Here is a 15,529-nt window from a genome sequence, read left to right as displayed (position 1 = left end):
TTATACTTTAAATGGAAAAACCATTAATATTAGTTACCAATGATGACGGAATTACTGCTCCTGGCCTAAGATCATTGGTTAAATTTATGAAAGAAATTGGAGACGTTGTTGTTGTTGCTCCTGACAGTCCTCAGTCTGGAATGGGCCATGCAATTACCATTAATAACACGCTCCACGCAAACCTAGTAACTATTGATGATGTTGATGGTGCTGAACAAGAATACAGCTGTAGCGGAACGCCTGCAGACTGTGTAAAAATGGGACTTCAAGAACTTTTAGACCGCAAACCAGATATTTGTATAAGCGGCATAAATCACGGTTCTAACTCATCAATAAACGTTATATATTCTGGCACAATGAGTGCCGCTATTGAAGCCGGAATTGAAGGCATACCCGCCATTGGTTTTTCGCTTTGCGATTTTTCATGGGATGCCAATTTTGAAGAAGCAAAACCTTTTGTACAAAAAATTGTAAAACAAGCACTTGCAAACGGAATTCCTAAAGGTGTTGTGCTAAATGTTAATATTCCTGTTAAGGAAAATGAACTTATAAAAGGAATAAAAGTTTGTAGACAAGCACGTGCCAATTGGAAAGAAAAATTTGACAAAAGAACCAACCCAATGGGTAAAGACTACTACTGGCTTACAGGTGAGTTTGAATTGCTTGATAAAGGCGAAGATACAGACGAATTTGCTTTAGCCAACAACTATATTTCTGTGGTTCCAACTCAGTTTGATTTAACTGCACACCACACCATACAACAACTAAACAACTGGAATTTAAATGAACACTAAAAAAGAGGTTATAATTGGGTTTCTTGTAGGTATAATTGCCAATTCTATTGGTACGTTAGCTTACATTTTACTATTTTCTGATTTAAGTATTGTAGAAACTTTTAAAGCTGCTATTGAGAGCGACCATATTGGCAGTCTTTTAGCGCTTGGAGCTATATTAAATTTAATTGCTTTTTTTCTGTTTTTAAAAATAAGAAGAGACTACAGAGCAAGAGGTGTTTTAATAGCCACATTGCTAACTGCCCTTGTTATTTTATATTACAAGGTTTTTTAAAAATAGTATATATTAAATGAAATATTACATTATTGCAGGAGAAGCATCTGGAGATTTACACGGATCTAACCTTATAAAAGCTATAAAAAATGCAGATACTAGTGCCAATATAAGGTGCTGGGGTGGTGACCTTATGCAACAAGCTGGCGGTGAACTAGTAAAACACTATAAAAGTATGGCTTTTATGGGTTTTATAGAGGTTATAAGTAATATTAATAAAATATCTAAAAATTTAAAATTTTGCAAGACTGATATTGATGCTTTTAAACCAGATGCTATTATTTTTATAGATTACTCTGGCTTTAATTTACGTATTGCAAAATGGGCTAAGGAACAAAACTACCGTACTAATTACTATATTTCTCCACAAATTTGGGCTTCTAGAGAAGGTAGAATTTCTAAAATAAAACGAGATATAGATGCTATGCATGTTATTCTTCCGTTTGAAAAAGATTTTTACGAAAAAAAACACAATTACCCAGTACACTTTGTTGGCCACCCTTTATTAGACGCTATAAGCAAACAAAAACTACCCAATGAAACTGAGTTTAGAGCTAACAATAATTTAGACCCTAAAAAGCAAATTATTGCTCTTTTACCTGGTAGCAGAAAGCAAGAAGTGCAAAAAATGCTAGACGTAATGCTTTCTGTAACCAAATCCTTTACAAATTACCAGTTTGTTATTGCTGGTGCTCCTAGCTTGGATTTAGAATTTTATAAACCTTTTCTAAAAAATCCACAAGTTGGTTTTGTCGCTAACCAAACTTACAATTTACTAACTTTATCTACAGCGGCACTAGTTACAAGCGGTACTGCAACCCTAGAAACTGCATTATTTAAAGTACCACAAGTTGTATGTTACAAGGCCCACTGGCTATCATACTATATTGCCAAAAAAATTATTACTTTAAAATATATTTCATTAGTAAATTTAATAATGGATAAAGAGGTAATAAAGGAGTTAATTCAGGACGATTTAAATACAAAAAGTTTAACTATTGAGCTAAACAAAATTTTATCTAAAGACACCAGAACAAAGGTATTTGAAGAATATTATCAGCTCGAAAAAAAATTAGGAGGCGCAGGTGCAAGTAAAAAAGCGGCAGAATTAATTGTTACCAATACAAAACCTAAAGAATAAAAACCAATTAAATTTACTAAATTTGGTAAGCAAGTGTCCTAAATTTTTCTTGGAATGATCCGTAAAATAACTTTTTTCCTGCTAATTATTTCTTTGGCCAGTTGTGGCTCTAAAAAGAAAACTACCTACAATAAAGAGCGCAAAGTAAGTGTTGCGCCTTCTAAAACAATTATAGAAAAAGGAAACTCTCCTAGGTCTAAAAGAAAAGCTGAAGAAATTGCTGTTGAGCGCAAAGCAGACAAAATTATAAATTCTGCCTTAGCCTTTTCTGGCACACCTTATAAATTTGGAGGAACCACAAAAAGAGGAATGGACTGCTCTGGTCTACTCTACGTTGCTTTTTCTGAAAACGACATATCTTTACCTAGAGTGTCTTATGTTATGGCAGAAGAAGGAAAAGAAGTTAGGGTTAAAGATGTAGAAAAAGGAGATTTACTTTTTTTTAGGACATCAAAAAAAAGAAAAAGAATTAACCACGTTGGATTGGTTGTTGCTACAGATAACGACGAAATTAAATTTATACACGCAAGCACTTCTAGAGGTGTAATTGTATCATCTTTAAGAGAAGGATATTGGAATTATGCCTTTGTAAAAGCTACAAGAATACTTTAATTTATGAAACCGTTTCAGTTTATTTCGGTAAAATTAACACTATGCTTAATTACCGGAATTCTGATACAAACCATACTAAAATTACCAATACTTACTTCCTTTTGCTTGTTAATATTCTTTTTAACAGGTCTCGGTTTTCTTTTTAAAACATCTAAAAAAAGAGCTTTATCTTTTGGTATTTTTACAATACTTTCAGTTATTTTTCTTGGCGTATTTACAGCTAGCTTAGCCACTCCAAAAAATAATAAATTACACTATAGTAATAAAGATTTTGCCAATACACATTTGTGGCATATAAAAATAAGTGAGGTCCTAAAATCTAATACATATAACCATAAATACATTGCTACTTTAATTAATCTAGATGACACAAAAACTAAAGGTGTTTTTTTAATTAATTTACCCAAAGACTCTACAAATACTACTTTTTTAGTTGATGACGAACTTGCTGTTTATTCTGAACTAAAAAATATAAATAAACCTCTAAACCCACACCAATTTAATTACGCAGCGTATTTAGAGGATTTAGGTGTCTACCATAAAATAGATATTAAAAAAAACTACAAACAGTTACTATCTACAAACAAAACAATTAAAGGTATAGCGGCATCTGTTAGAACTAAAATAACAAACAAACTAAACAATGCTGGTTTTGGTAATGAAGAACTTAGCATTATAAAAGCACTTTTATTAGGAGAACGAAACACTATACAAGCAGAGACTTTAGATGCTTATAAAAATGCTGGCGCGATACATATTTTAGCACTATCTGGTTTACATATAGGTATTCTTTTATTAATATTACAATTTATATTTTCTCCTTTAGAGTACCTCCCAAAAGGTAAAACAATTAAACTAGTTGTAATAGTTATTTTCTTGTGGAGTTTTGCTTTACTTGCTGGTTTATCTAGCTCTTTAGTTAGAGCCGTAACTATGTTTACATTTGTAGCTTATGCTATGTATTTAAATAGACCAACAAGCTCGTTTAATATAGTAGCATTGTCACTTTTCTTTATCCTATTACTACAACCAAATCTTTTATTTTCTGTTGGTTTACAAATGAGTTATGCTGCGGTATTTTCTATAATTCTTTTTAATCCTATTTTTCAAAAACTGTTGCAACCCAAATATTATATTACAAACAAAATATGGCAATTGTTAACGGTTAGTTTTGCTGCACAGCTGGGTGTATTACCTATTAGTTTATACTACTTTCATCAGTTTCCTGGACTATTTTTTATTACCAACTTAGCCATAATTCCGTTTTTAGGAATTATACTAAGCACAGGTATTCTAGTGCTTGTTTTAGCATTGTGTAATACATTACCACCATTTCTAGTTTCAATTTATAACAGTATTATTTTTGCAATGAATAGTATTGTGAAATGGGTAGCATTACAAGAAAACTTTTTAATAAAAGCCATCTCTTTTAATAAAATTCAGATTGCAATAAGTTACCTGTTTTTAGTACTATTGCTTATGTTTTTTGAGAAAAGAAATTTTAAAAGAACCGCTTTTTTACTTGGCAGTATACTTCTTTTTCAGGCCTGTATTATATTTTATAATTACAACTCCACTACCAAAGATCAACTATATGTATTACACCAAAACAGAAATACAATTTTGGTTCATCAATCTGGACAAGAACTAAATGTACATTCTAATATCAATTTAAAAAACAATCAAACTTTAGCAAATATTAGCACTGCAGAGCGTATAGATTCTGTAGCAAAATTTATACTTAAAAATAATTATAGGTACAAAAACAACCTACTAATTATTGTAGATAGTTTAGCCGTTTACCCAAAAAAAGAAAATAGTATTGTGTTACTTACACAGTCTGCAAAACTAAATTTAAATAGGTTAATTACAGAAATTAAACCTAGGCAAATAATTGCAGACGGTAGTAATTACAAAAGTACAATAGCACTTTGGAGAGCTACTTGCTCAAAAAGAAACATTCCTTTTTATTATACTGGCGAAAAAGGATATTACACATTTTATTAGTTACAGATATTTACCTTTACACCTATATTAAAAAAAATAGAGAAATATATACCAAACCATTAATGCTCTTTAATATTGAACAATCTTAAAATAAAAATAAAAAAATGACTCCATTTATTGCTGAAATTATAGGTACTGCTATTCTTATTTTACTTGGTGGCGGTGTTGTTGCCAACGTTGTTTTAAAAAACACAAATGGTCATAATAGTGGCTGGATTGTTATAACAACTGGTTGGGCACTTGCTGTTTATGTTGGCGTTGTTATAGCTGGGCCATATAGTGGTGCACACTTAAACCCTGCGGTAAGTATTGGCTTGGCAATTGCAAGTAAATTTGCTTGGTCTAAAGTACCTATGTATATTCTTGCGCAATTTATTGGTGCTATGCTTGGCGCCACTACTGTATGGTTAACATACAAAAATCATTTTGATGCCACAGAAGATGCTGATGCAAAGAAAGCCGTTTTTTGTACTGCACCCGCCATAAAAAATACATTTACCAATGTTTTTAGTGAGGTTATAGGCACTTTTGTATTATTACTAACTATCTTTTATTTTTCTGACGCTATATTAACTGAATCTAATACAACTATTGGTTTAGGCTCTGTAGGAGCAATTCCGGTTGCATTTTTAGTTTGGGCTATAGGCTTATCATTAGGTGGCACTACAGGCTATGCTATTAACCCTGCAAGAGATTTAGGACCTAGAATTGTACACGCATTATTACCTATAAAAAATAAAGCTAAAAGCGATTGGAGCTATGCTTGGATTCCTGTTGTAGGACCAATATTAGGAGCTTCTTTAGCTGCTTTTTTAATGCTTGCTTTAAGTTAATTTAATAAGATTATTAAAACTAAAAATCCCTTTTTACAGATTGTAAAAAGGGATTTTTTTATTGTATTTATAAAAATTAATGAACTTTACCCATTAGTTTTTTAATTAAAGGAGAAAGCACTAAAACAATAACAGCTGCACCTAGTGCATATTTAGATATTAACAAGAAACCGTCTGTGTATATACCTAAGGTATCTAACCCTCCTACGTTTTTATCATCACTTTCAACAGCCAATTGCTTACTAATAAAACCAACAATTTGAAATGCAAATGCTGAAGCTAAAAACCAAATTCCCATCATAAAAGCTACAATACGCTTTGGAGAAAGGTCTGTAATTTTAGATAAACCTACTGGAGACATAAACAACTCCCCAACAGAAATTAGAAAGTACATAATTAACAAATAAGAAAAAGGAACCATCCCGTCTGCATCTGCACTACCACTGCTTAAAGAAAGTATAAAGAAACTTATACCGGCAAAAGCAAGTCCTAAACCAAATTTGTATGGTGTTCTAGGATCCATTTTCTTTTTCCTCAAATAAGCAAAAAGCATTGATATTGGAATTGATAATATAATTATGAACATTGAATTTAATGCATTAGTTTGTGAAGCGTCGATAAAGGTAAGATTCACATTTCTTTCTGCAAACAACGTTATTACACTACCAGAAAGCTCATGAAAACCCCAGAAAAGTGTCATAAAAAACGTAATCAAAATAGCTACAATTAGCTTTTTACGTTCATCTACTGTAGCTTTTATTAAAACATTTATTAAAAAAACCGCAATACCTATAGCAATTAAATAAAATATAATATTAACAATGTTATCATCTTCTAAAAAAGTACCCTTTTCTCCTAAAGACTTATAAGAAGACAGTAAATAAGCAATAACAGGAGCAGATAAAATAGCCAAAATAGGAATCATTATACCTTGTTTAACACCTAAAATTGTCTTTTCCAAAACTCCTTTAACAGGCGGTAAACCTCTATCTCCAAAAACATTCTTTTTAATTCCACTATAAAAGAATATAAGCCCCAATAGCATACCAATACCTGCCAGTCCAAATCCATAATGCCAACCAAAAGTTTTACCTAAATAACCGCAAATTAAAGGTGCAACAAAACCTCCGATATTAATCCCCATATAAAAAATTACAAAACCAGAATCTTTTCTACTATCGCCGTCCTTGTATAACGAGCCAACAAATGTTGATATATTTGGTTTAAAAAAACCATTACCAACAACAATTAATGCAAGTGCTAAAAAGAAAGTAATATCATGTTCTATGGCTAAAACAAAATGTCCTACAGACATTAAAATACCTCCTAAAAAAATAGACTTTCGCATTCCCAATATCTTATCAGAGATTCTACCTCCAATTACCGTAGAAGCATAAACCAAAGAGCCGTAAGATGCGTATACTGCTGCTGCTGCAAAATCTCTAGATGCTAAAGCTGCAAAAACAACATCTACCATATATAGTGTTAGCAAAGCACGCATTCCATAGAAGCTAAAACGCTCCCATAACTCCGCAAAAAATAAATAAAACAATCCTTTTGGATGTCCAAAAAGCTCTTGTTCTTCAACTGATTTAACAGTGTTTTCCATAATTATAAAAAATTAATTTATTAGTGGGGTTGCAATAAACTAAAACCATTAGCAAAATTACATCCCATTGATACAGTATATAAATCTACACTATTACGATTTTATCAAAAATGAGATAAAAATTTCAAGTTTACTAATAATTTTAATAAATAGTAAACTTTTTATCTTAAATATTGTAATTAGACAGGCAAAACTCACAGATATATGAGTCTAAAAAAGTTGCCACATTATGTTTATCTTTGACACTTGTAAAAAACCAACTATGACTGCCCCTATACAAGGATTCTCTAAACTAAGCAAAGAAGAAAAAATAAACTGGATTGCAAATAATTACACCCTTAATACTGAACACACAAAAGAAGTATTAAAAGTGTATTGGAATTCTGATACCAAACTACAAAAACTGCATGATGAGTTTATAGAAAATACCATATCTAACTATTATTTGCCTTTAGGTATTGCTCCTAACTTTTTAATTAACAACAAGCTTTATGCTGTACCAATGGCTATAGAAGAAAGTTCTGTAGTTGCCGCAGCTAGTAAATCTGCTAAGTTTTGGTTATCTAGAGGCGGATTTAAAACTACTATTCTAGGGACAGAAAAAGTAGGTCAGGTTCATTTTATTTTTAAGGGTGATGAAAAAAAGTTAGAAGCTTTTTTTAATACTATTAAATCTAAAATTTACACAGATGCCGATGAGCTTACCACTAGTATGAAAAAACGTGGTGGCGGAATTACAAATATAGAACTCCGTAATAAAACTGAAGATTTAGAGAACTATTACCAGCTACATTGCACTTTTGAAACATTAGATGCAATGGGCGCCAACTTTATAAACTCTTGTCTAGAACAGTTTGCTAAAACTTTAAAAACAGAAGCATTAGTTTATGCTGATTTTTCTGATGATGAAAAAAATATTGAAGTTGTAATGAGCATTTTATCTAACTACGTTCCAAATTGCGTTGTTAGAGCAGAGGTTAGCTGTACAATTGAAGAGCTAAGCGAAGGCAACATTGAAGAAGCACAACATTTAGCAGAAAAACTTGTACAAGCGGTTACTATAGCAAAAGTAGAAACCTACAGGGCCGTTACCCATAATAAAGGCATCATGAATGGTATTGATGCTGTTATTTTAGCTACAGGAAACGACTTTAGAGCTATTGAAGCTGGCATACACGCCTATGCTAGTAAAAACGGAAAGTACAGCAGTTTAACAGATGCTAGTATAGAAAATGGGGTTTTTAAATTTTGGATTGATGTACCATTAGCGTTAGGAACCGTAGGTGGATTAACAAATTTACATCCATTAGTAAAAGTTGCGCTAGACATTTTACAAAAACCGTCTGCAACAGAATTAATGCAAATTGTGGCAGCAACTGGTTTGGCTCAGAATTTTGCAGCGCTGCGTTCTTTAGTAACAACTGGTATACAAGAGGGCCATATGAAAATGCACTTGTTAAATATTTTAAATCAGCTTGGTGCTACAGACGAAGAAAAAAAGACACTTACCAACCATTTTAAAACAAATACGGTTACACATAGCGCGGTAGTTTCTGCTTACAACAATTTAAAAAATGACTAAGGAATTTTATAGTAACGGCAAATTATTACTTACAGGAGAATATGTTGTTTTAGATGGCGCTACAAGTTTAGCTGTACCTACAATATACGGTCAAAATTTAACGGTAACAAAAACAAGTAACGCTACCATTACTTGGAAAAGCATAGACGTTAATAACAATACTTGGTTTAGCACTAATTTTAGATGTAGCGATTTACATATACTAAATACCGAAGAAAAAGATAAAACTTGGATTGATACTGCCAAAACATTACAATCTATTTTAAAAGAAGCTCAACTGTTAAATTCTGGCTTTTTAAAAAACACTAAAGGCCTAGCAGTAGAAACTAAATTAGATTTCCCTAGAGACTGGGGACTTGGATCTTCATCTACCTTAATAAATAATATTGCAACTTGGGCTAAAGTAGATGCTTTTAAATTATTAGAAAACACAATGGGAGGCAGTGGTTATGATATTGCTTGTGCTCAAAACAATACTCCTATTTTCTATCAAAAAATAAATAGCATACCTACTGTTAAGATTATAGAGTTTAATCCTCTGTTTGTTGATCATTTATATTTTATTCACTTAAATAAAAAACAAAATAGCAGAGATGCCATTGCCGCATATAAAGAATGTACTTTTAACAAAGAAGAACTAATAAAAGACATTACAGAAATTACCAAAAAAATAGCTTCCGCAACACTTTTAACCACTTTTGAGACTCTTATTAACAAGCACGAAGAACTACTGTCTAACGCCTTAAAAACAACAACCGTTAAAGAGTTATTGTTTGCAGATTATAACGGCGCCATAAAAAGTTTAGGAGCCTGGGGTGGCGACTTTATACTTGCCACAGGAAACAAAGAAACTCCCTCCTATTTTAAACAAAAGGGTTACAATACCATCTTTAAATATACAGATTTAATAAAATAAAAAAGCCTCCAAGTTGGAGGCTTTTTTTATATGATTAATAAAACAATTTCTTTTAGTAGAACATTGCTCTGTTATCTTCAATCTCAGCAGATTTCTTTAATGCATTATAAACTGCAGAATTTACTCTCTGTGTAGCTGTTGTTTGTACCATATTAGCATATGTACTATAGTTTTCTAATTTAGGAGCTTCTTCCTTTTTAGTAACCGATACCATAAATACACCAGTTTCACCTTCTAATAAACCAGAAGTTTCTCCTTGGTTAAGACCAAAAGCATTACCTACCACAAACGGCTCTCTACCTGCACCAGGTATTGTTGGAGATTTCATAGTTAATGCAGATGCTGTAGAAGCAGATACATTATTAGCCTTAGCAATAGCATCTAAATCTTTACCTTTATTAGCTGCAATAATTTGAGCTGCTTTTTTCTCTTTTCTTAATTTTGGTAACACCATAAAAGATGCATCCTCTACAGACATTAAACCTTCTGCATATTTACCAGTTAATTGCACTACTGCATAACCATTATTTACAGAGAAACGTTTAATATCACCTACATTAGAATCATCGTTAAAAGCCCATTGTACAATTGCTCTTTGAGCAGATAAGCCAGGAAGGTTTTCATCCATAGCCTTAATTTTATTTACTGGTCTTGCAACGTATTTTTTCTCTTTAGATAATTCTAAAAATGTTTTATCCGTGTCTTTGGCATCACTTTCAAATTGAGTAGCCTGAGTAAATAAAGAGTTTATAGTTGCTTCTGAAGCCTCAATAGCTCTTGCTAAAGTTGCAATACGAACTAAGTCTTGCTTGTCATCTACCTTTACAATATGGTAACCAAATTCTGTTTCTACCATACCTATAGTACCTACATTGTTGCTAAACATAAACTCATCAAACTTAGGAGTCATTCTACCTTGTTGGCTATATCCTAAATCTCCACCTCTTGTTGCTGAAGGACCATCTGAATTATCACGAGCTAATACAGAAAATTCTACATCTCCTTTTTTAGCATCTTTTAATAACTCATCTGCTCTTTTCTTAGCTTCTTCTTTTGTTCTTTTAACTTCTGGATTTGCTCTTTCTGCACCTTCCCAAGCAACAAGTATATGACTAGCTTTTACATTACCGTCTTTTTTCTTGCTTATCATTTTAGATACTTTAAAGAAATTACCATCACGGTAAGGTCCGTAAATATCACCAACATTTAATGCCATTAAAGTATCAGCAAATTTTGGAGCAAGAACATTTTTAGTTTTGTATATAGTGTCATATTTTAAATCTGAATTACGATCTAAAAATTCTTCTACATTTTTAGTATTTCTAAATCCTAAAATTGTGTCATTGTACTCTACCTTATCATTAAGTAAACTAAGTACTTTTTCTTTTACAGCTTTTTCATCCTCTAAAGATGGTTTTTCTTCAAAATAAACAAACTGAAAATCTCTAGCTTTTTCTTGTTTAAAATCTTCTTTATGATCGTTAATATATGAAGAGATTTCATCTTTACTAACTGCAACAGAACTATCTGCTATAGAAGTGTAAGGTACTCTTACGTATTTAATATCTATTTTATCGTTAGCCAATTTATAGTCTAACTCACCCTCTTTTAAAGTAGCTCCCAAACCTGCTTTAATTAAGTTAAAGTAAGTTTGCTCTTTAGCAGCTTGCATAATAGCCTGCTCTTGCTGAATCCACAATGCATACTGTCCAGGGTTTTCTGTTTTTAAAGTAGAAATAAATTCTTTAAAAATATACTCATCAAAAACACCATTTTCATTTTGGTATTGTGGGTTTTGAGCAAATCCTGGGTTAGAAGCTATAAAGTTTATGATTTGGTCTTGCTCTATAGAGATTCCTAAATCATCAAACTCATCACTTAAAACAGCATTTCTTACTTCTTGATCCCAAACACTGTTTACAACCTGCATAGAAGTTGCACCAGCTCCAAAACGGTTAGAAGCGGCTTCTACCTCTCTTCTAAATTTATCAATAGAAATATCTTTTCCGTTAATTTCTGCTACAGTAGTACCTGTTTTTGCACCAGACATACCATCTGCACTAAAAATACCAGAGATAACAAACGCAAATAAGGCTAAACCTATAATTAGGATTAATACAGTTGTTCTCTTTCTTATGTTCTCTAAAATCGCCATTTTATAAAATGTTTAAAATCAGTGGGCAAAAATACCATTTCTTTTTGGGTTTTAAAATTTAATTTTTATCAAATTTTTAACACTAAAAACCTACTCTTTTTCAAGTATATGTAGGGTTACCAAATCTATCTTAGTATTTGACACTTCTATTATTTTAAAATTGAAGTTTTCAATTTTAATTTCTGAATCTTTTTCTGGTATTTCTCCAGTTTCGTTTACTATTAAACCACCAAGCGTTTCATACTCATCACTCTCTGGCAATTCTAATTTATAATTTTCGTTTATATAGTCTACATCTAGTCTTGCAGAGAACTTATAAACATCATCTTTTAACTGCTCTTCTACCAAATCTGTGGTATCATGTTCATCTTCTATTTCACCAAACAATTCCTCTACAATATCTTCTACCGTCATTATACCTGCCGTGCCACCATACTCATCTAACACAACAGCTACACTTTTTCTTTTTTTTGTAAGCGAATCTAAAATATCACTAACCAACATAGTTTCTGGCACAAATTCTATAGGAAGCAGAATACTCTTTATTGTTTTTGGTTTTTTAAACAACTCAAAAGAATGTACATAACCAATAATATTGTCTATAGTTTCTTTGTACACCATTATCTTAGAAAAACCAGTTTCTGTAAATAATTTGGTTAAATTTTTTGGTGTATCATGTAACTCTACCGCAACAATTTCTGTACGCGGCACCATTACTTCTCTTGCTTTTACCGCTGCAAATTCTAACGCGTTCTGAAAAATTTGTATTTCAGAATCTACTTCATCCTCTAAATTTACAGTCTCTAACTGTTCTGTAATATAATCTCCTAATTCTACTTTGCTAAAAGCAAGTTGACTATGATCACCGTCTGTTTTAAAAAATGTTTTTAAAATAAAGTCTGATACACTGATTACAAAATTAGAGATCCAAGAAAATAATCCGTAAAAGAAATAAGCAGGTATTGCTAAAACCTTTAAAAAAGAGTTTGCATAAATTTGAAAAAACACTTTTGGCAAAAACTCAGCCGTAATTAAAATGATTAAAGTAGAAATTATGGTTTGAGATAATAATCCAAAATCTGTTAGTAACAAATCTACAAAACCACTACTTGTAGGCAATAAGCCAGTAAACCAACTCATAAGCAAATCTCCCATATACATACCATATATAACAAGAGCTATATTATTACCAATTAACATAGTGGCAATAAACTTAGAAGGTTTGGCTGTTAATTTAGATAATACGGTAGACAAAAACCCTTCTTGTTTTTTCTCGATCTCTAAATGTATTCTGTTAGCAGATATAAATGCAATCTCCATTCCTGAGAAAAATGCAGAAAGCAATAATGATACAACAATAATAATGATTGATGTTACCAAGGTTATGAGTTATTATCTTGTTTTCTACTTTCAAACTTTTTACGATAATGTCTTCTAAAAAAGAACATACCAATAGAAATTACAGCAAAAAAAGCAAATAAATAAAAGTCTTGCCCTGCTCTCCAAAGTGTATACATTTTTACAGATGCTAGTATAGCCACTACCAAATATAAAACCTCTGTATACTTTAAAATTTTCATCATATTTCCTCGTCTTTTATTGTTTTTAAGCCTGTTGTTTTGTGTGCATTTACTTGTTTTAAATCTTTATCAGAATCAAACCCTTCGCCATACATTACAGATTCATCTTCCGGGTTTATAAACTCAAATTTTTCCTGAGTAAAAATCCATCTATTAACCTGATCATAAAACAACTGTGGTGTTTTAAATTGCTTACCGTCATGTGTATGTATTACAACATTACCTCGTAAACTTATTAATTTTGTAGAAGAATAACTAATACCGTAATCTGCAGTTATTGTGCTTTTCTGGTTTTTATCATCAAAAAACTCCACTTGCAACCCCTTTGGAAAAACCTCTTTTGGAAATGTAAGGTTATTAAAATCTTCCCTAACTGGAGCTGTTAACACTGCCATAACCCTAGTAGTTACTTCTTTTTCATTCTTTACAGGATCTTTAGTTTCTGTATATGTAAACACCAAATCATTGGCAACCCCTTGCGGGTAGACTAATTTAGTAGCCTCTACACCAACACGCTTGTAATTATCTTTACACGAAAAAAGCATTGCCATAAAACAAATTATGGCAATGCTCTTTAAAAATTTATATGTATTTATTGTGATCATCTTATAGGTTAGGCACCTTTACACTACCACCAACCCAACAATTAAAGCTAACTGTTTTGCCCTGCATGTTGTTAGAGAAAATATCTGTTTTTGTTGGCGCTCTCTGTACATATCTACTAGCAGCTGATTTTGCAGCAGAACCTAAAGAAGGATCTACTCTACCCGCTTTTCTAGCTAATTCTGCAGCTTTCCAATTTACAGCTAATTTCTCAAACTTAGTAGACCCACAAGAGTTTGCACTACTAGACACTAAGCTAGCCATAAGTAAATAAGCTTTACCATTTGATGGGTTTGCTTGTAATGACTTGTTAGCATATTTGTAAGATGTAGACTTGCTAATTCTGCTATATCTAGCAGCAATTTTATATAAAATATCTGCTTTTTTATAAGAATCCGTTTCTAACTCACTAGCTTTTGTAAAATCTGCTAAAGCACCCTTGTTATCTCCTGACTTTAATTTTAAAGAAGCTGAGTATAAGTAAGCACTTGCAGATGGCTCCATTGCCAATTGTTTTTCAAATAATTTTTTAAACATTGGAGAATCTAAACAATCTTTAGAGTACATTCTTCCTACCGCTCTTTTTACCCACTTAAGGTCATTTTGCTTAGCCTCAAAGTTTTTCTCGTATAATGGTATTAAGTTTTCACAGTTAGCTAAATCCCCTAATTTAGAGTCTATACTACCAGATACTTTACCGTAATTACCAGAGTTTGCACTGTAAACTCTTAAGTTATTAGCTTCTTTTTTAGTAATTGTACCAGCATCTTCTTTAGCCAACAATGTACTAATTTTAGCAGTTAAAGCTTTGTTATCTTCTTCAATCTTTTCTGTTACATCATCATATACATCAAAAACAGTTTGTAACTCCTCTTTACCAGCTTTATGCAAGTTTACAAGGCTAGAAAAATATAAGTATAATGCTTTTACACTTTTAAAGTTAGCTCTGTCTTCCGTAAAAGCCTTACCTAATTCAGCATAATCCTCTTCATCAGTAGACATTTTGTTATCATACTTTAATAACTGCTTGTCTATTATAACTTCTGCCTTAGATGTTTTTGTAGGATAGTATTTAATATAATTATCATACAACCCTAATAACATATTTATAAACTCAGTTTTTTCTGCTCCAGAGGCATTTTTTATTTTATGCTTTAAAATACGCTCTCCGTACTGAAAGTTTGCTTGATGATGATCTGGGCATGCATCATAAACCTTTTTCCAAGGCCCGTATGCAGCATCATAATTTTTAACTTTTGCATCCTGCGCATATAATTGAAAGTTATTTTTACATTCTGACTTATCAACTGTAGCAGCAGCTGTTTCCTGAGCATAGCTTACACCCATAACGCTTATAAAAGCAATCGCTATAAAGTAAAGTTTCTTTTTCATCTTAATTGGTTTTTATTATTAATGGTTATAA

At 31.8% G+C, this 15,529-nt stretch carries 14 protein-coding genes; 8 read left to right on the top strand and 6 right to left on the bottom strand.

Annotated elements, in window-relative coordinates; all coding sequences use genetic code 11:
- Positions 1-11 precede the first annotated feature (11 nt).
- From surE to AX016_RS06815, 6 genes are all read left to right on the top strand, one after another.
- Positions 12-794 carry a 5'/3'-nucleotidase SurE gene (gene surE, locus AX016_RS06840; protein ID WP_100894908.1) on the top strand — a complete coding sequence of 261 codons (783 nt, stop codon included), beginning with the start codon at positions 12-14 and terminating at the stop codon, positions 792-794.
- Positions 784-1,068, top strand: a complete 285-nt coding sequence (locus tag AX016_RS06835) for a hypothetical protein (protein ID WP_100894907.1) — start codon at positions 784-786, stop codon at positions 1,066-1,068. Before surE ends, AX016_RS06835 begins: the two co-directional genes overlap by 11 nt.
- Before the next feature lie 16 nt (positions 1,069-1,084).
- Complete coding sequence (lpxB, locus tag AX016_RS06830) at positions 1,085-2,209, top strand: lipid-A-disaccharide synthase (protein WP_100894906.1); 1,125 nt, start codon at positions 1,085-1,087, stop codon at positions 2,207-2,209.
- 54 nt (positions 2,210-2,263) lie between these two features.
- On the top strand, positions 2,264-2,821 hold the full coding sequence (locus AX016_RS06825; protein ID WP_100894905.1) for a C40 family peptidase: 558 nt from the start codon (positions 2,264-2,266) through the stop codon (positions 2,819-2,821).
- A gap of 3 nt (positions 2,822-2,824) precedes the next feature.
- Positions 2,825-4,828: a ComEC/Rec2 family competence protein gene (locus tag AX016_RS06820; RefSeq protein WP_100894904.1), complete on the top strand. Its 2,004-nt coding sequence runs from the start codon at positions 2,825-2,827 to the stop codon at positions 4,826-4,828.
- Positions 4,829-4,932: 104 nt separating this feature from the next.
- Positions 4,933-5,661, top strand: a complete 729-nt coding sequence (locus AX016_RS06815; RefSeq protein WP_100894903.1) for an MIP/aquaporin family protein — start codon at positions 4,933-4,935, stop codon at positions 5,659-5,661.
- A 76-nt stretch (positions 5,662-5,737) separates the two neighbouring features.
- Here the strand turns inward: AX016_RS06815 and AX016_RS06810 are convergent, their stop codons facing one another.
- Positions 5,738-7,270 carry a peptide MFS transporter gene (locus AX016_RS06810; protein WP_100894902.1) on the bottom strand — a complete coding sequence of 511 codons (1,533 nt, stop codon included), beginning with the start codon at positions 7,268-7,270 and terminating at the stop codon, positions 5,738-5,740.
- 262 nt (positions 7,271-7,532) lie between these two features.
- On the opposite strand from AX016_RS06810, the gene AX016_RS06805 reads away from it, so the two are divergent.
- Together AX016_RS06805 and AX016_RS06800 are read left to right on the top strand one after the other, a co-directional pair.
- Positions 7,533-8,852 carry a hydroxymethylglutaryl-CoA reductase, degradative gene (locus AX016_RS06805; RefSeq protein ID WP_100894901.1) on the top strand — a complete coding sequence of 440 codons (1,320 nt, stop codon included), beginning with the start codon at positions 7,533-7,535 and terminating at the stop codon, positions 8,850-8,852.
- On the top strand, positions 8,845-9,768 hold the full coding sequence (locus AX016_RS06800; protein WP_100894900.1) for a GYDIA family GHMP kinase: 924 nt from the start codon (positions 8,845-8,847) through the stop codon (positions 9,766-9,768). Before AX016_RS06805 ends, AX016_RS06800 begins: the two co-directional genes overlap by 8 nt.
- Before the next feature lie 52 nt (positions 9,769-9,820).
- Here the strand turns inward: AX016_RS06800 and AX016_RS06795 are convergent, their stop codons facing one another.
- The 5 genes from AX016_RS06795 to AX016_RS06775 form a co-directional block, all read right to left on the bottom strand.
- Complete coding sequence (locus tag AX016_RS06795) at positions 9,821-11,923, bottom strand: peptidylprolyl isomerase (protein WP_100894899.1); 2,103 nt, start codon at positions 11,921-11,923, stop codon at positions 9,821-9,823.
- Positions 11,924-12,013: 90 nt separating this feature from the next.
- Positions 12,014-13,303: a hemolysin family protein gene (locus AX016_RS06790; RefSeq protein ID WP_100894898.1), complete on the bottom strand. Its 1,290-nt coding sequence runs from the start codon at positions 13,301-13,303 to the stop codon at positions 12,014-12,016.
- Positions 13,304-13,305: 2 nt separating this feature from the next.
- Entirely contained in the window at positions 13,306-13,506 is a 201-nt protein-coding gene (locus tag AX016_RS06785; RefSeq protein WP_100894897.1) for a hypothetical protein, read from the bottom strand.
- Positions 13,503-14,054, bottom strand: a complete 552-nt coding sequence (lptC, locus tag AX016_RS06780) for an LPS export ABC transporter periplasmic protein LptC (RefSeq protein ID WP_100894896.1) — start codon at positions 14,052-14,054, stop codon at positions 13,503-13,505. The genes AX016_RS06785 and lptC overlap by 4 nt, the downstream gene beginning before the upstream one ends.
- 55 nt (positions 14,055-14,109) lie before the next feature.
- Entirely contained in the window at positions 14,110-15,498 is a 1,389-nt protein-coding gene (locus AX016_RS06775; protein ID WP_100894895.1) for a hypothetical protein, read from the bottom strand.
- Positions 15,499-15,529: the final 31 nt, after the last annotated feature.

Origin of the sequence: Cellulophaga sp. RHA19 (assembly GCF_002813425.1) — a bacterium.
In the GTDB taxonomy this organism is placed as follows: Bacteria; Bacteroidota; Bacteroidia; order Flavobacteriales; family Flavobacteriaceae; genus Cellulophaga.
The sequence above is the reverse complement of the archived record's forward strand: the minus strand, read 5'-3'. Positions and strand labels throughout refer to the sequence as shown.